The 15,360-nt window shown below is 69.8% G+C and carries 14 protein-coding genes; 8 read left to right on the top strand and 6 right to left on the bottom strand.

Annotated features, from left to right (window positions below; translation table 11 throughout):
- Positions 1–34 precede the first annotated feature (34 nt).
- Complete coding sequence (locus tag ABLE43_RS14010) at positions 35–445, bottom strand: hypothetical protein (RefSeq protein WP_348979055.1); 411 nt, start codon at positions 443–445, stop codon at positions 35–37.
- A 27-nt stretch (positions 446–472) separates the two neighbouring features.
- Here ABLE43_RS14010 and ABLE43_RS14005 point away from each other — a divergent pair, with 27 nt between their 5' ends.
- Entirely contained in the window at positions 473–910 is a 438-nt protein-coding gene (locus ABLE43_RS14005) for a DUF488 domain-containing protein (RefSeq protein WP_348979054.1), read from the top strand.
- Positions 911–933: 23 nt separating this feature from the next.
- Here the strand turns inward: ABLE43_RS14005 and ABLE43_RS14000 are convergent, their stop codons facing one another.
- Together ABLE43_RS14000 and gyrA are read right to left on the bottom strand one after the other, a co-directional pair.
- Positions 934–1,281, bottom strand: a complete 348-nt coding sequence (locus ABLE43_RS14000; protein ID WP_348979053.1) for a DUF952 domain-containing protein — start codon at positions 1,279–1,281, stop codon at positions 934–936.
- Positions 1,278–4,067 carry a DNA gyrase subunit A gene (gyrA, locus tag ABLE43_RS13995; RefSeq protein ID WP_348979052.1) on the bottom strand — a complete coding sequence of 930 codons (2,790 nt, stop codon included), beginning with the start codon at positions 4,065–4,067 and terminating at the stop codon, positions 1,278–1,280. The genes ABLE43_RS14000 and gyrA overlap by 4 nt, the downstream gene beginning before the upstream one ends.
- A gap of 117 nt (positions 4,068–4,184) precedes the next feature.
- On the opposite strand from gyrA, the gene ABLE43_RS13990 reads away from it, so the two are divergent.
- Positions 4,185–5,249, top strand: a complete 1,065-nt coding sequence (locus tag ABLE43_RS13990) for a mechanosensitive ion channel family protein (RefSeq protein WP_348979051.1) — start codon at positions 4,185–4,187, stop codon at positions 5,247–5,249.
- A 112-nt stretch (positions 5,250–5,361) separates the two neighbouring features.
- Here ABLE43_RS13990 and ABLE43_RS13985 read toward each other — a convergent pair whose 3' ends face one another.
- From ABLE43_RS13985 to ABLE43_RS13975, 3 genes are read right to left on the bottom strand one after another with little or no spacing between them, the layout of a single operon-like run.
- A complete protein-coding gene (locus ABLE43_RS13985) occupies positions 5,362–7,194 on the bottom strand; it encodes a DUF885 domain-containing protein (protein WP_348979050.1) in 1,833 nt (610 codons plus the stop codon).
- Positions 7,195–7,251: 57 nt separating this feature from the next.
- Positions 7,252–7,686 carry an NfeD family protein gene (locus ABLE43_RS13980; RefSeq protein WP_348979049.1) on the bottom strand — a complete coding sequence of 145 codons (435 nt, stop codon included), beginning with the start codon at positions 7,684–7,686 and terminating at the stop codon, positions 7,252–7,254.
- A complete protein-coding gene (locus tag ABLE43_RS13975; RefSeq protein WP_348979048.1) occupies positions 7,683–8,681 on the bottom strand; it encodes an SPFH domain-containing protein in 999 nt (332 codons plus the stop codon). The genes ABLE43_RS13980 and ABLE43_RS13975 overlap by 4 nt, the downstream gene beginning before the upstream one ends.
- A gap of 52 nt (positions 8,682–8,733) precedes the next feature.
- On the opposite strand from ABLE43_RS13975, the gene ABLE43_RS13970 reads away from it, so the two are divergent.
- From ABLE43_RS13970 to ABLE43_RS13945, 6 genes are all read left to right on the top strand, one after another.
- Positions 8,734–9,525 carry an HpcH/HpaI aldolase/citrate lyase family protein gene (locus ABLE43_RS13970; RefSeq protein WP_348979047.1) on the top strand — a complete coding sequence of 264 codons (792 nt, stop codon included), beginning with the start codon at positions 8,734–8,736 and terminating at the stop codon, positions 9,523–9,525.
- 37 nt (positions 9,526–9,562) lie between these two features.
- Positions 9,563–11,041 carry a M28 family peptidase gene (locus ABLE43_RS13965; protein ID WP_348979046.1) on the top strand — a complete coding sequence of 493 codons (1,479 nt, stop codon included), beginning with the start codon at positions 9,563–9,565 and terminating at the stop codon, positions 11,039–11,041.
- Positions 11,042–11,054: 13 nt separating this feature from the next.
- Positions 11,055–12,512: an IMP dehydrogenase gene (gene guaB, locus ABLE43_RS13960; RefSeq protein WP_348979045.1), complete on the top strand. Its 1,458-nt coding sequence runs from the start codon at positions 11,055–11,057 to the stop codon at positions 12,510–12,512.
- A gap of 240 nt (positions 12,513–12,752) precedes the next feature.
- Entirely contained in the window at positions 12,753–13,943 is a 1,191-nt protein-coding gene (locus ABLE43_RS13955; RefSeq protein ID WP_348979044.1) for an RsmB/NOP family class I SAM-dependent RNA methyltransferase, read from the top strand.
- 22 nt (positions 13,944–13,965) lie between these two features.
- Positions 13,966–14,484 carry a tetratricopeptide repeat protein gene (locus ABLE43_RS13950; RefSeq protein ID WP_348979043.1) on the top strand — a complete coding sequence of 173 codons (519 nt, stop codon included), beginning with the start codon at positions 13,966–13,968 and terminating at the stop codon, positions 14,482–14,484.
- 15 nt (positions 14,485–14,499) lie between these two features.
- Positions 14,500–15,270: an SIMPL domain-containing protein gene (locus ABLE43_RS13945; RefSeq protein ID WP_348979042.1), complete on the top strand. Its 771-nt coding sequence runs from the start codon at positions 14,500–14,502 to the stop codon at positions 15,268–15,270.
- Positions 15,271–15,360 lie beyond the last annotated feature (90 nt).

Raw genomic sequence — 15,360 nt, 5'->3', positions numbered from 1 at the left:
GCTTAGGGGCTGGAAGCGGAACCGGCAATGAACGTCAGTCGATCCATGCGATGAAACGGCGCGCGACGAGGGCGATGACGAGGCTGCCGAGGGCAGTCATACCGAACGGCATGGACAGGCCGAATATGCCGAAGATGGATGGCGTAAAGACTGCGCCGGTCGCGGCACCCGTCGCCGCCCATGCCAAAGGGTGCCGCACGAGCGACGTATGCGCGCCGAGCCAGCCGCCGAACCATGTCGCTGCGGCAACCGGCAGCACTGCCATTGACGTCGTCAACAGTATGAGACCGAGCGACAAGGCAACCCAGTAGAATGGCCATAACAAGACAGCGTCGAGCCGATCCGGTACTGGCAGCAAGAGCGCGACGTGGATCGGCCCGGCTGCAACGGCCGCGAAGATCACCGCGCGCGGCCGTCCGGTCACTTCGGGCGTTGTCCGCTCCATCCCGTCCCTGCTGCTGGAGGCGATCCGATGGCGACGACCATCTACACCATCGGCTATGAAGCCGCGACCATGGCCGAGTTTCTGGCCGCGCTGCAAGCCGCAGGGATAAGGCGGGTGATCGACGTGCGCGCCTTGCCGCTGTCGCGGCGGCCGGGGTTCTCGAAATCGTCGCTCGCCGCCGAACTGGCCGGGCAGGGGATCGACTATGTGCATCTGAAGGCGTTGGGTACTCCCAAGCGCGGGCGCGATGCGGCGAAGCGGGGTGACGTGGCGACCTTGCAGGCGGTGTATGACGAACAGCTCGGGTTGCCGGAGGCGCAGGCGCAGGCGGCGATCATGCTGGGACTGGCGGCGGAGATGCCCTCCGCGCTGCTGTGCTACGAGCGCGATCCGGCGCATTGCCACCGGACGCTACTACTCAATGTGGTGGGCGAGGGAGCGGAGGTGGTGGCGCTCTACCCCTGATCCTCCCCGTGCCGGGGAGGAGCCTACCCTGTTACCGGCCGCTGCACCTTGCCCGAACCGTCGCGGTGGAGCGGGCCGTAGGCCACCACCGCGTCGAGCGGCAGCGGTGCGTAGAGGTGCGGGAACAGCTGGCCGCCGCGCGATTCCTCCCACTGCACCGCTTCGCCCAGCGCCTCGAGGTCGACCTCCGCGACGTGCAGGTCGTCCTGCCCGACGAAATGCCGGTCGACCGTCTCGGTCAGCTGGTCGAAGGTCGACAGGTGGACATAGCCGTCCGCCAGATCGACCGGCGCCCCGGCGAAGCTGCCGTCCGCCTCCAGCGCCGCCATCTGCTCGCCGGTCAGCACCTTGTAGGCGACGGCGGCGGTCATTCCTCGATGTCCGATTCGCCGATCGTGTCCGGCCCGGTGCCGTCGTCGAGCAGGATGCCGTCCTCCGGCGCGATGCCGGGGGCGGCGGCGATTTCCTCGGCGACGATCGCCTCGGCGGGGGTTTCCGGCGTCTCGTCCTCGTCGATCTTGGCGGCGGAGACGACCTGTTCCCCCATCCCGACGCGGAAGATGGTGATCCCCTGCGTATTGCGCCCCGCCACGCGGATGTCGCCGACGGTGGTGCGGATCAGCTTCGCCTGATCGGTGACGAGCATCAGCTGCTCGCCGTTATGCGCCGGGAAGCTCGCCACGACCTGCCCGTTGCGGTCGGAGGTGACGATGTTGGTGATCCCCTGACCGCCGCGATTGGTGCGGCGGTATTCATAGGCGGAGGTGCGCTTGCCGAAGCCGTTGGCGGTCACGGTGAGGATGAACTCCTCCGCCGCCTCGAACGCGGCCATGCGTTCTGCCGAGAGCGTCACCTCGCGCTCGCCGTCCTTCCACGGCGCGGCCCTCAGATAGGCCTCGCGTTCCTCCGACGTGGCATCGAACCCGCCGAGGATCGACAGCGAGATCACCTCGTCGCCCTTCGCCAGCGCGATACCGCGCACGCCCGTGGACGTACGGCTCTGGAACTCGCGCACGTCGGTCGCGGCGAAGCGGATCGCCTTGCCCGCGCGGGTCGCCAGCAGCACGTCGTCGGTCTCGGTCAGGAGCGCCACGCCGATCAGGCGATCGTCGCTATCGTCGTCGAAGCGCATCGCGATCTTGCCCGCCGTCGGGATATTGGCGAAGGCGTCCATCGAATTGCGCCGCACCGTGCCGTTCGCGGTGGCGAACATGACGTGCAGGTCGCTCCACCGATCCTCATCCTCGGGCAGCGGCAGCACGGTCGAGATCGTCTCGCCGGTCGCCAGCGGCAGCAGGTTGACCATCGGGCGTCCGCGCGTGGCGGGTCCGCCCTCGGGCAGGCGCCATACCTTCATCCGGTACACCTTGCCCGCCGTCGAGAAGAACAGCACCGGGGTATGGGTGCTGGTGACGAACAGGTTGGTGATGGCGTCCTCGTCCTTGGTCGCCATGCCCGCGCGGCCCTTGCCGCCGCGCTTCTGCGCGCGGAAGGCATCGAGCGGCGTACGCTTGATATAGCCCTGCACGGTGACGGTGACGACCATCTCCTCGCGCTCGATCAGATCCTCGTCCTCGATCCCGTCGGCGGCGCCGGCGATCTCGGTCCGGCGCGGGGTGGCGAACTCGGCACGCACCTCGACCAGTTCCTGGCGCATGACCGCGTACAGCTTGGCGCGGTCGGCGAGGATGTCGAGCAGATGCGTGATCGATCCGGCCAGCTGCTGCAACTCGTCGCCGATCTCGTCGCGTCCCAGCGCGGTCAGGCGGTGGAGCCGAAGGTCGAGGATTGCGCGGACCTGAAGATCGGACAGGCGATAGCTGTCGCCGACATGCTCCGTCTCGACCGCCTCGACGAGGCGCAGGTACGGCGCGATCTCCGCCACCGGCCATTCGCGTGCGAGCAGCGCGGCGCGCGCGGCGGCGGGGCTGGCCGAGCCGCGGATGATCCGCACCACCTCGTCGAGGTTGGTGACGGCGATGACGAGGCCGAGCAGCAGATGCGCCCGGTCGCGCGCCTTGGCGAGTTCGTACTTGGATCGCCGGGTGATGACCTCCTCGCGGAAGCCGACGAACGAATCGATGATCTGGGCAAGGTTGAGCAGTTCGGGCCGCCCGCCGCGGATGGCGAGCATGTTGGCGGCGAAGCTCGACTGCGCGGGCGTGTGCCGCCACAGCTGGTTGAGCACCACGTCGGGGGTCGCATCGCGCTTCAGGTCGATGACGATGCGCACGCCCTCGCGGCTCGATTCGTCGCGGATGTCGCTGACGCCCTCGATCCGCTTGTCCTTGGCGGCCTCGGCGATCTTTTCGACGAGGCCCGACTTGCCGACCTGGAACGGGATTTCGGTCAGCACGATCGAGCGCCGCTCGCCGCGCGCCTCGACGGCGTGGCGCGAGCGCAGGATCACCGAGCCGCGCCCGCCCGCATAGGCCGCGCGCGCGCCCGACCGGCCGAGCATGATCGCCCCGGTCGGGAAGTCCGGGCCCGGCACGATCTCGCACAGTTCCTCGTGGGTGAGCGGCTCGCCGCCCTCGACCCGGCGGTCGATGGTGGCGAGGCAGGCGTCGACCACCTCGCCCAGATTGTGCGGCGGGATGTTGGTCGCCATGCCGACCGCGATACCGCCCGCGCCGTTGACCAGCAGATTGGGGAAGCGCGCGGGCAGGACGGCAGGCTCGCGCTCCGACCCGTCGTAGTTCGGCACGAAATCGACGGTATCCTTGTCGAGATCGTCGAGCAGCGCCATCGCCGACTTGGCCAGCCGCGCCTCGGTATAGCGCATCGCGGCGGGCGGATCGGGGTCCATCGATCCGAAATTGCCCTGGCCGTCGATCATCGGCAGCCGCATCGACCACGGCTGCGCCATGCGCGCCAGCGCCTCGTAGATCGCGCTGTCGCCGTGCGGGTGGTATTTACCCATCACGTCGCCGACGATGCGGGCGGACTTGCGATAGGGCTTGCCCGGCACGAAGCCGCTTTCCTGCGCGGAGAACAGGATGCGCCGGTGCACCGGCTTCAACCCGTCGCGCACGTCGGGCAGCGCGCGGGCGACGATCACGCTCATGGCATAGTCGAGATAGCTCGACCGCATTTCCTCGACGATCGAGATCGGGGCAATATCGGAAGGGTCGGCGAGCAGCGTCGCGTCGGTCAATTTCAGCGCTTTCGGGGAATGTTTCTGTTGCGCGACAACCTAGCCGTTCAGAGATCGAAAGCCAAGCGGAACGGGTGAAACCGGGAACATGCTGCGGTGCGGCAAGTTGCATCGCGCATGCGCGACATCGAACGAATCCTCCGCAACCTGCCGCCTGCCGCCGCCGATCTGGCGACGATCGCCGTCGCGGTGCTGCTGGCGTTGATCCTGCACGGCGTAGCCTTTCGCATCCTCAGGCGGCTGGCGGCGCGCACGCCCGGATCGGTGGACGACACCTATGTCGCGCATGCGTGGCGGCCGATGCGCTGGATCCTCGTGGCGATGGCGCTGGCCAGCGTGCGCCGTCCGCTGCGCCTGCCCGATCGCTGGGACGATCTGTGGACGCAGGCCGCCGGGCTGGTCGTGCCGCTGCTGATGGGCTGGTTCGCGATCGCGATGATCCGCGCGTCGGTGAAGGCGGTGGAGATCGCCGCCGACATCACCGTCGCCGACAATCTGCTGGCGCGCAGGCGGCGGACGCGCAGCGTGATCCTCGGGCGGATCGCGGTGATCGCGATCGGGTTCGTCACCGTGTGCCTGATGCTGCTGTCGATCCCGTCGATCCGCTCGATCGGCGTCACGCTGATGGCTTCCGCCGGTCTGGCAGGCCTTGCGGTCGGCGCGGCGGCGCAGCCTGCGCTCAAGAACATCATCGCGGGCGTGCAGATGGCGTTCACCGAACCGATCCGCATCGACGACGTGGTCATCATCGAAAAGGAATGGGGCCGGATCGAGGAGATCCGCCTGACCTATGTCGTCGTGCGCATCTGGGACGAGCGGCGGCTGGTGGTGCCGGTGTCGAAGTTCCTCGAATCGAGCTTCGAGAACTGGACGCGGACCACCAGCGGGCTCCTGGGATCGGCGTTCTTCTGGCTCGATCCGACGACGAACATCCCCCGGCTGCGCGCGAAGTTCGAGGAACTGGTGCAGGCCGATCCGCTGTGGGACGGGCGCGCGTTCGTGTTGCAGGTGACGGATACCAAGCCCGACGCGATCGAGGTCCGCATCCTCGCCACCGCATCGGACGCGGCGCGCGCGTTCGACCTGCGCTGCTCGCTGCGCGAGGGGATGCTGGCGTATATCCGCGACGAGATGCCCGAGGCGCTGCCGAAGCGGCGGCTGGTGGTGACGGATACCGACTGACCGATCCCGTTCGTCCCGAGCGAAGTCGAGGGACGTGCCGCAAGCGCATTGCAGCGTGTCTCGACCTCGCTCGACACGAACGGTCGGTAGTTTCAACCCGACAAAGGCCGCGTTACCCCTTCTTCGCCGCGATGAACGCATCGACGTTGCGGCCGAGCACCGTCATCGGCACCCCGCCGCCCTGCACGACCAGATCGTTGAACGCCTTGAAGTCGTAGCGCGGTCCCAGCGCCGCCTTCGCCTTCTCGCGCAGGCGGACGATCTCCGAATGGCCGACCTTGTAGCCGCAGGCCTGCCCCGGCCATGAGCAGTAGCGATCGACCTCGCCCGACACCTCGTCGACGCTCGATCCGTTGGTGGCGGCGAACCAGTCGATCGCCTGTTGCCGCGTCCAGCGCTTCGCATGCAGCCCGGTGTCCACCACCATCCGGCAGGCGCGGAACGCCAGCGACTGGAGATAGCCCAGCCGCCCGACGGGATCGCCGTCATAGGCGCCCAGCTCGTCGCCCAGCTGCTCGGCATAGAGCGCCCAGCCTTCCGAAAAGGCGTTGAACCCCATCAGCGAGCGGATCAGCGGCAGGCGGAAGGTATATTCGCCCTGCCACACATGGCCGGGGATCGCCTCGTGATACACCAGAGTCGGCAGCGAATAGCGGGTCCAGATGCCGGTGGTGCGCAGGTTGATCCACATGCGGCCCGGCGTCTTGCCGTCGATCGATCCCGCGCCGCCGTATGCGCCGGGCGCGCCCGCTTCCTCGACCGGGGGGATGCGCTTCACCTCGACATTGCCCGGCGCCAGCGTGTTGAACGCGCGCGGCATGCGGGCGCGGATATCGGCGAGGCGGTTCTGCACCAGCGCCATGATCTGCGCCCGTCCGGCATCGCCGTCGGGAAACACGAAGCGCGGGTCCTTGCCGAGCGCGGTCATCCGTTCGCCGACCGATCCCTGCGTATAGCCGAGCTTGCGCAGGATCGGGTCCATCTGCCCCTGCAACCGCGCCAGTTCGTCGCGGCCCTGTGCGTGCACTTCGTCGGGGGTCAGCGGCGTGGTGGTGGAGGCGCGCAGCGCCCATGCGTACCAGCGGTCGCCCTGCGGACGCGCCCACATGCCCGCGTCCGACGTGGCCTTCGCCCGGTCGGCACGTACCGCCGCGATCTGCCGGTCGAGCGCCGGACCCACCTTGTCGCGGGCGATGGCGGTGGCGCGGGCGGTCCAGTCGCCCGGAATGTCCTTCGTCCGCCGGGCGAGCGAGGTCACGATGTCCCAGCCTGCCGGATCGCCCTCGCGCGACTTGGCGAGCTGCACCAGCGTCTTGTCGAGCAGGAAGTCGGGGGCGACCACGCCCATCGCCGATGCCGCGCGCATCCGCCCGGTCTCGCCGTCCAGTTGCGCGGCATAGCTGTCCAGCCGCGCCAGATAGGCGTCGGCGTCGGCCTTGGTCGCGATGGTGTGGTCGCTGTCGAGGAAGCGCGGCACGTCGAGATACGCTCCGACGTTCTGGATCACCACATAAGGGGTGTTGCGCCACCCGCCGACCGCCACGTCGCCATAGGGCAGGGCGAAGCCGTCGAGCGCGGTCTCGAATGCGGTGCGTACCACGTCCACGTCGGTACGGGTCGACGGCGACAAGGCGTCGAGGTCCATCGCCTGCAATGTCGCGACATGCGCCCGCAGATGTTCGGCCAGCCGCCGCTGCCCCGCCGCCGACCGATCGCCAAGCCTTGATTTCAGCGCCGCCCGCCTGCCGGTATCGATTCCGAGGCCGGTCGCGCTCTCGGGCGAATCCTGCAACCAGCTTTCCGCGATGGCGGTCAGCTTGGCCTCCGCCGCGCGATCCCCCGGGGTGCCTGCGGCCTTGGCGGCGGTCTGTGCGCGGGCGGGGAGCGCAGCGGCAAGCGTCGATGCGGCGGCACCGGCGATCAGGTCGCGGCGGGTGAGGTCCATGCGGGTTCCTTCGGGCAAGATCGTTCGCGGCGATACTTGTCCGCCGGACGCCCCGCGTCAATCGGCGGGGGCGACCTGCACCACCGCGCCGCTGACCCCGGTGATCCGCACCCGGCGACCTGCGGGCAGGTCCGGGCCGCGCGCGATCCATTCGCTGTCGCCGACGCGCACCCGGCCATGACCATGCTCGATCGCGACGATCACCACCACTTCCTGTCCGATCAGTCGTGCGCCGCGATCGTTGAGGAGGGGGTCGGCGCTCTCGACCGGATAGTCGGCATACCAGCGCCGCCCGACCAGCACCGTCACCACGCTCCACGCGCCGAACACCGCCAGTTCGACCGGCAGCGTCAGTTCGGGGAACAGCAGCGCGAGCAACCCGGTGATCGCCGCCGCCAGCGCGACGAACACGAGGAACACGCCCGGCACCACCAGTTCGGCCACGCCCAGCGCGACCGCCAGCAACAGCCAGAGGTACCCGCCGTCGATCATCGGTCGAACGGACCGGCCGGGCGCTCGGTGCCGCCGGTCGAAGGCACGCTGCGGGTCGTCGGCGTCGGCCTGGGCGGCGTCGGCGCGGTATCGCCCATCGCTTCCTTGGCAAGCTGGCCGATGCCGCCCAGCGTCCCGATCAGCTGCGTCGCCTCTACGGGGAACAGGATCGTCTTGGCATTGGGGCTGGTGGCGAACTTGCCGACCGCCTCGACATATTTCTGGGCGATGAAATAGTTGATCGCCTGCGTGCCCCCCGCCTCGATCGCGTCGCTGACGACCTGCGTCGCCTTCGCCTCCGCCTCGGCGGCGCGTTCGCGCGCTTCCGAATCGCGGAACGCCGACTCACGACGCCCCTCGGCCTCGAGGATGCGCGCCTGCTTCTGCCCTTCGGCGCGCAGGATTTCGGAGGCGCGGGCGCCTTCGGCCTCGAGGATGTTGGCGCGCTTCTCGCGCTCGGCCTTCATCTGGCGGCCCATCGCGTTGACGATGTCGGCAGGCGGGCGGATGTCCTTGATCTCGACGCGGGTGATCTTCACCCCCCACGGGTTGGTCGCATGATCGACGACGCCCAGCAGCCGCGCGTTGATCTCGTCGCGCTTCGACAGCGTCTCGTCGAGGTCCATCGATCCCATGACCGTGCGCAGGTTGGTGGTCGTGATCTGCTGGAGCGCGACGTACAGGTCGGACACCTCATAGGCCGCCTTGGCGGGATCGAGCACCTGGAAGAACACCACGCCGTCGGTCGACACCATCGCATTGTCGCGGGTGATGATCTCCTGCCCCGGGATATCGATGACCTGCTCCATCATGTTGATCTTGCGACCCACGCGATAGAAGAACGCCGGGTAGAAGTTGAACCCCGGCCGCGCGACCGCGGTGAAGCGGCCGAAATGCTCGATCGTATATTGAAACCCCTGGTTCACGATCTTCACGCTCGCGAACAGGTACAGCAGCACCAGCAGGACCAGCCCTGCGATCACGCCCAGCAACATCGCATCGTCTCCTGCCTTGCCTCTATCGGGTGCAACCTAGCATAGCATGGCCATGGACCAAGCCCTTCCCCCCCGATCGCTGCTGTTCGTTCCCGCATCGCGCCCGCGCATGATCGCCAAGGCGGCGGGGCTGGCCGCCGACCTGATCGTCCTCGACCTCGAGGATGCGGTGCGCGCCGACGAGAAGGATGCCGCACGCGCCGCGCTGGCGGAGTCGCTGGCGCTGCTCGGCGACCGGGCGGCGGGGGTGCGGATCAACGCGCTCGACACGGCACAGGCGGCGCACGACCTTGCGGCGGTGGCGACGCGCGACGTGCTGCTGGTCGTGCCCAAGGTCGAGGATGCCGCCACCCTCGCGCCGCTGGCCGGGCGACGGCTGCTGCCGATGGTCGAGACGCCGAGGGGTATTCTGGCCGCGCCTGCCGTCGCCGCCGCAGCCGGAGTCGTCGGGCTGATGATCGGCACCAACGATCTGGCCGCGACGCTGCGCCTGCCGCCGGGGAATCCGCGCGCGGCGCTCTCGCTCTCGCTCCGGATGGTAGTGCTGGCGGCGCGCGCGGCGGGCGGTTGGGCGATCGACGGGGTGTATAACGCGCTCGCCGATCCGGACGGGCTGGCGCGCGAATGTGCCGAGGGCCGGGCGCTGGGGTTCGACGGCAAGTCGCTGATCCATCCCGATCAGGTCGCAGTCGCCAACGCCGCCTTCGGCCCCGGCGAGGCCGAACTGGCCGAGGCGCGGGCGCTGGTCGCCGCCGCGACCGGGGGTGCCGAACGCTTCCGCGACACGATGGTCGAGGATCTCCACGTGGAAACGGCGCGGCGGTTGATCGAACGCGCGCGTTGACGCTTGCCCGTCACGATTCGCTTCGATAGTGGGGCGCATGTCGCACCGCACGATCTCCGCCGCCGTCGTTGCCCTGCTGGCCTCGACCGCCGCCTCCGCCCAGACGATCACCCCTGCCGACCTGCGTGGCCATGTCGCCGTGCTGGCCAGCGACGCCTATGAGGGGCGCGAACCCGGCACCGCCGGGGGCGAGCGGGCCGAGGCCTATGTGTTGCAGGCGTTCGCCGCCGCCGGGCTGAAGCCGGGCGCGCCGGACGGGCGCTGGCGACAGGAGGTGCAGATGGCGGAGTATCGCGCCGCGACGATCGGCGCGACCGTCACGCGCGGCGGCAAGCCGGTCGCGCTCGCCGCCAGCCAGATCGCGGGCGTGGGCCTGACGCCCCGTACGGCGATCACCGGCGCGCCGCTGGTGTTCGTCGGTCGCGGCGCGCCCGACCAGTTGCGCGGTACCGATCTGAAAGGGGCCGTGGCGGTCGTGATCGGCGGTACCGCTCCCGACGCGCCTGCCGTTCCCCCCGCCGAGCGCAATGCGGCGTTGCAGGCGGCGGGGGTCGTCGGCGTGCTGACGATCGCGCCCGCGACCGCCCCGTGGACCGATATCGCCGAAGCCTATTCGCACCTTACCCTCTCCGGCCCGGTCGTCCGGCCGGGCTTCAGCGGGATCGTTCCCGCCGATCTCGCCCCGCTGCTGCTCGGCCAGAGCGCGGCGGACCTGCGCAAGGCGGCGATCGCGCCCGGCTTCCGCCCGGTGCCGGGCAATGCGACGATCGACATCGCCGCGACCGGCACCGCGCGCCGCTATACCACCGCCAACATCGTCGGCATGATCCCGGGCAGCGAGCGCCCGGACGAGGCGGTGCTCCTCTCGGCGCATTGGGATCATATCGGCATCTGCCGCCCCGAGGGCGCGCCCGACCGCATCTGCAACGGCGCGGCGGACAATGCCAGCGGCACCGCGATCCTGATCGAGGTGGCGAAGGTGCTGGCGAAGCAGGCCCCGCCCAAGCGCAGCGTCTATTTCGTCGCGACCACTTCGGAGGAAAAGGGCCTGATCGGCGCCGACGCCTATGCCGCGGCCGTCGCCGAAACCCCGCTGAAGATCGTCGCCAACCTCAACATCGATACCTCGGCAATCGTGCCGAAGGGCATGCCGGTGGCGATGGTCGGGCGTGGCAACCACCCGGCGATCGACGCGATCGTCGACCAGACCGCGCGCGCGATCGGTCGCGGCGTGGATACCGATACCGAGGCGAACATCATGGTCCAGCGACAGGACGGCTGGGCGTTCGGCAAGCGCGGCATCCCCGCCGTGATGGCCACCGGATCGGTCAGCGACATGAAGCGCCTCTTCGCCTATCTCGACGGGCCGTATCACAAGCCGAACGACGACCTGTCGAACATCGACCTGACCGGCGCGGCGGAAGATGCCGACCTGCATGTGGCGCTCGCCCGCGCGCTCGCCGATCCCGCCCGCTATCCCACCCCCGCCGCCGCCCCGGCCACCCAGAGCAAGTAAAGAAGCGACATCCATGGACATTACCCTCGGCCTCACCTTCGACGACGTGCTGCTGGTTCCGCAGGAATCCGACGTGCTGCCCAGCCAGGCCGATCCGCGCACCCGCGTCGCGCGCGATCTGGCACTGAACATCCCGTTCCTGTCGTCGGCGATGGACACCGTGACCGAGGCGGACATGGCGATCGTCATGGCGCAACTGGGCGGGATCGGCGTGCTCCACCGCAACCTGACGATCGAGGAACAGACCGCGGCGGTGCGCGCGGTCAAGCGGTTCGAGAGCGGGATGGTCGTCAACCCGATCACCATCGCCGCCGACGCCCCGCTCTCCGCCGCGCGCGCGCTGATGCAGCGCCACCGGATCAGCGGCATCCCGGTGGTCGAGGGTTCGGGCAGGCTGGTCGGCATCCTGACCAACCGCGACGTGCGCTTTGCCGAGAACCCGAACCAGCCGGTCGCCGAGCTGATGACGCGCGACAACCTCGCCACCGTCCGCATCGGCGTGTCGCAGGAGGAAGCGCGCCGCCAGCTCCACCAGCGCCGGATCGAGAAGCTGCTGGTCGTCGACGACGCCTACCACTGCGTCGGCCTCATCACCGTCAAGGACATCGAAAAGGCCGTCACCTATCCCAGCGCGACCAAGGACGGCGCGGGCCGCCTGTGCGTCGCCGCCGCCACGACGGTCGGCGAGAAGGGTTTCGAGCGGACCGAGGCGCTGATCGAGGCGGAGTGCGACCTGATCGTCATCGACACCGCGCACGGCCACAACCGGCAAGTCGCCGAAGCGGTTCGGCGGGTGAAGGCGATCGCGCCCGGTGTACAGGTGATTGCGGGCAACGTCGCCACCGGCGAGGCGACGCGCGCGCTGATCGATGCGGGCGCGGACGGGATCAAGGTCGGCATCGGTCCGGGCTCGATCTGCACCACCCGCGTCGTGGCGGGCGTGGGCGTGCCGCAGCTGACCGCGGTGATGGACGCGGCGAGGGCGGCGGCGGGCAGCGGCGTGCCGGTGATCGCCGACGGCGGCATCCGCACCTCGGGCGACGTGGCGAAGGCACTGGCGGCGGGCGCTTCGGCGGTGATGATCGGATCGCTGCTGGCGGGTACCGAGGAAGCACCGGGTGAGACGTTCCTGTACCAGGGCCGCGCCTACAAGAGCTATCGCGGCATGGGGTCGGTCGGTGCGATGGCCAAGGGGTCGGCGGATCGCTATTTCCAGCAGGATATCAAGGACCAGCTGAAGCTCGTGCCCGAGGGGATCGAGGGGCAGGTGGCGTTCAAGGGTCCGGCGAAGGACGTGATCCACCAGCTGGTCGGCGGGGTCAAGGCGGCGATGGGCTATACCGGGTCGCACACCATCGCCGATTTGCAGGAACGCGCGCGGTTCGTCCGCATCACCAATGCGGGGCTGCGCGAAAGCCATGTCCATGACGTGACCATCACGCGGGAAGCGCCGAACTATCCGACGCGGTAACGGGTTGGACGGATAACGCATCGTCGTCATTCCCGCGCAGGCGGGAATCCATAGCCGCCGGCGTTGCGAATGGAATCGCGAGATCGGCGTTTATGGCCTCCCGCCTGCGCGGGAGTGACGTTTTGGGGGCTGTCGCCGCGGCGCGACTGCCGGATTTGAACCAACGTCGAAGCCTTCGCGCGCTGGATTGATCCATGTTATGTTGTTAGCGTCGCGCGCGGTTTATCAGGAAGGAAGACGATGACACCGGCGGCGCGGACCCAGGCGGCGATCGATCTGGTCGATGCGATCCTCGATGCGGCCCGCTCCGGCGGGGCGGCGGGGGATCAGGTCGCCAAGCGCTTCTTCGCCGCCCGCCGCTATGCCGGGTCGAAGGACCGGCGCGCGATCCGTACCCTTGCCTATGATGCGGTCCGTCGCTTCGGCGAGCCGCCCGAGACGGCCCGCGCGGCGATCGTCGCCATGGCGGACCACGACGCGGCATTGGCCGATACCTTCAACGGCGCGCCCTATGGCCCGCCGCCCATCGCATCCGACGAGCCGCGTGCAGCCGAGGCGATCGCCCCGGCATGGTTGCTGAAGGCCTTTGCGGAGTCCGGGCTGGACGAGGCGGAGGCGGCGGCGCTGCTCGATCGCGCGCCGCTCGACATCCGCGTCAACCGGTTGCGCACCACGCGCGACGCGGTGCTGGCGGAGATCGGCGGCACGCCCGCGCCCGACCTGCCCGACGCCATCCGCCTCGCCCCCGACACGGCGATCGACGGCAGCGACGTCCTGCACGACGGGCGCGGCGAGGTGCAGGATATCGGCAGCCAGATCGTCTCGCTCGCCGCCTGCGCCGAACCGGGCGGCTTCGCGATCGACCTGTGCGCGGGCGGCGGCGGCAAGACGCTGGCGATCGCCGCGCAGATGGCGGGCGAGGGGCGCATCCTCGCCACCGATACCGATCGTCCGCGCCTCTCGCGCCTGCTCCCGCGCGCCATGCGCGCCGGGGTGACGATCGCCGAGCCGCGGCTGATCGATCCGGGCAAGGAGGCGGCGATGCTGGCCGATGTCGCGGGGCAGGCCGACTGGGTGATGGTCGATGCGCCCTGTTCGGGCACCGGTACGTGGCGACGCAATCCGGAGGCGCGCTGGCGGCTGACGCCCGAACGGCTGGCGCGGGTGGTACAGACCCAGGCGCGGTTGCTCGACGTCGCCGCCGATCTCGCCGGACCGGAAGGGACCGTCATCTATGTCGTCTGCTCGCTGCTGGATGCGGAAGGGGCGGGGCAGGTGTCGGCGTTCCTCGACCGGCGGCGCGACTGGCATGCGCTGCCGCTTGCATTGCCGCGCGGGCGCGTCCACGGTCCGGGCATGCGCCTCACGCCCGCCCATGACTCGACCGACGGCTTCTTCGTCGCGCGGCTCGGGCAGCGGCAGGCGGCCTGAGACGGGACCACCGGAGATGTTGATGCGCCTTACCTCGCTTTCGGTCGCAGCCGCGCTGGCGCTGGTATGCGCCGGCACGTCGCTCAGCGGCCAGCGCCCGGACAATCAGATCGACCCGCGCTCGATGGCGCTGCTGCAACAGGGGCGCGCGGCGCAAGCGGCGGGCGATCTGGCCACCGCCACGGGCCTGATCGAGAGCGCGCTGGTGATCGACCCGCGCAACCGCCAGGCGTTCGTGGCGCTGGCCGACCTCGCCGGGCGGCAGGGGCTGCCCGGCAAGGCGATCCGGCTGTACCGCGAGGCGCTGGCGCTCGAACCCAATGACGTCGCCGCGCTGAAAGGCGAGGGCGAGGCGCTGGTCCAGAAGGGCGCCGTCACCAAGGCACGCGAGACGCTGGCGAAGCTCCAGAAGGTGTGCGGCACGACCTGCCCGGCGGCGGGGGAACTGGCGGCGGTGATCGCCAAGGGGCCGCCGGTGACCGCCACCGCGCAGCAGGTCCCAGCCGCGGTGCCGGGGACGCCGCCCGCCACGCAACAGTAACGAGCTTTCGGGAGAATGACGATGCGGACGGCGCTGACGATCGGAACCCTGCTCCTCGTCGCGCCGGTCGCCGCGCAGGACGCGCCGGATCGGATCCAGTTCATCCAGGTGGTCGGCACCGCCACCGTCTCCACGCCGCCCGACCGGGCACGGCTGATCTATTGGGTGAACGGCGAGGGCAAGACCGCCGATGCCGCCAGCGCCGCGCTGGCAGCGAAGAACAGGGCGATCGGCGACGGGCTGCGCACCCTGCTCGGCCGCGATACCGAGGTGACGGCGGGCGAGGTCAGCATCATCGAGGTGCGTGCGCCCGAATGCGACAACGGCAACGGCTATAACCGCAGCCCGCGCCTCAGCGAGGGGGCCTGTGCGGTGATCGGCCATATCGCCACCCTCTCCGGTGCGGTGAAGACCCCGGCGGTGGACAAGGCGGCGACCGCTGCCGGTCTGGCGGCCCGGCTCGGCGCGCGGGATGCGCGGGTGCAGGGGTTCGAGCTGAGCGACCGGGCGTCGGCATTGCGCCGGGCGACCGCCGCCGCCGTCGCCGACGCACGCGCGCGGGCCGAAGCGCTCGCGACGGGGGCGGGGGTGCGGCTGGGCGATCTGCTCACGCTCAGCGATCCGAATGCGTCGGGCGACGAGATCGTCGTGCACGGCAGCCTCGCCAACGCGCGCATGGCGGGTCCGCCCGCACCGCCCGCACCCCCGCCGGTCGAGATCGCGATCAAGCCGCGCCCGATCGAAACCCAGGCGCGGGTCAACGCCCGCTTCGCGATCCTGCGGTAGCGGCGCAACCCTGCTTTCCACCGTTCGTGTCGAGCGCAGTCGAGGCACCGGGCGGGACGCGCGGGGCCCGTCCCTCGACTTCGCTCGGGA

Source organism: Sphingomonas silueang (assembly GCF_040049155.1).
Lineage (GTDB): Bacteria > Pseudomonadota > Alphaproteobacteria > Sphingomonadales > Sphingomonadaceae > Sphingomonas > Sphingomonas silueang.
Note: the sequence above shows the minus strand (reverse complement) of the source record. Positions and strands in the feature narration are given on the sequence as shown.

Excerpts from the sequence above, each read along its gene's own strand:
- ABLE43_RS14005 (WP_348979054.1), top strand. The coding sequence starts at position 473 with ATGGCGACGACCATCTACACCATCGGCTATGAAGCCGCGACCATGGCC.
- guaB (WP_348979045.1), top strand. The coding sequence starts at position 11,055 with ATGGACATTACCCTCGGCCTCACCTTCGACGACGTGCTGCTGGTTCCG.
- ABLE43_RS13955 (WP_348979044.1), top strand. The coding sequence starts at position 12,753 with ATGACACCGGCGGCGCGGACCCAGGCGGCGATCGATCTGGTCGATGCG.
- ABLE43_RS13980 (WP_348979049.1), bottom strand. The coding sequence starts at position 7,686 with ATGATCGACGGCGGGTACCTCTGGCTGTTGCTGGCGGTCGCGCTGGGC.
- ABLE43_RS14010 (WP_348979055.1), bottom strand. The coding sequence starts at position 445 with ATGGAGCGGACAACGCCCGAAGTGACCGGACGGCCGCGCGCGGTGATC.
- ABLE43_RS13965 (WP_348979046.1), top strand. The coding sequence starts at position 9,563 with ATGTCGCACCGCACGATCTCCGCCGCCGTCGTTGCCCTGCTGGCCTCG.
- ABLE43_RS13970 (WP_348979047.1), top strand. The coding sequence starts at position 8,734 with ATGGACCAAGCCCTTCCCCCCCGATCGCTGCTGTTCGTTCCCGCATCG.
- ABLE43_RS13975 (WP_348979048.1), bottom strand. The coding sequence starts at position 8,681 with ATGTTGCTGGGCGTGATCGCAGGGCTGGTCCTGCTGGTGCTGCTGTAC.
- ABLE43_RS13945 (WP_348979042.1), top strand. The coding sequence starts at position 14,500 with ATGACGATGCGGACGGCGCTGACGATCGGAACCCTGCTCCTCGTCGCG.
- ABLE43_RS14000 (WP_348979053.1), bottom strand. The coding sequence starts at position 1,281 with ATGACCGCCGCCGTCGCCTACAAGGTGCTGACCGGCGAGCAGATGGCG.
- ABLE43_RS13985 (WP_348979050.1), bottom strand. The coding sequence starts at position 7,194 with ATGGACCTCACCCGCCGCGACCTGATCGCCGGTGCCGCCGCATCGACG.
- ABLE43_RS13990 (WP_348979051.1), top strand. The coding sequence starts at position 4,185 with ATGCGCGACATCGAACGAATCCTCCGCAACCTGCCGCCTGCCGCCGCC.
- ABLE43_RS13950 (WP_348979043.1), top strand. The coding sequence starts at position 13,966 with ATGCGCCTTACCTCGCTTTCGGTCGCAGCCGCGCTGGCGCTGGTATGC.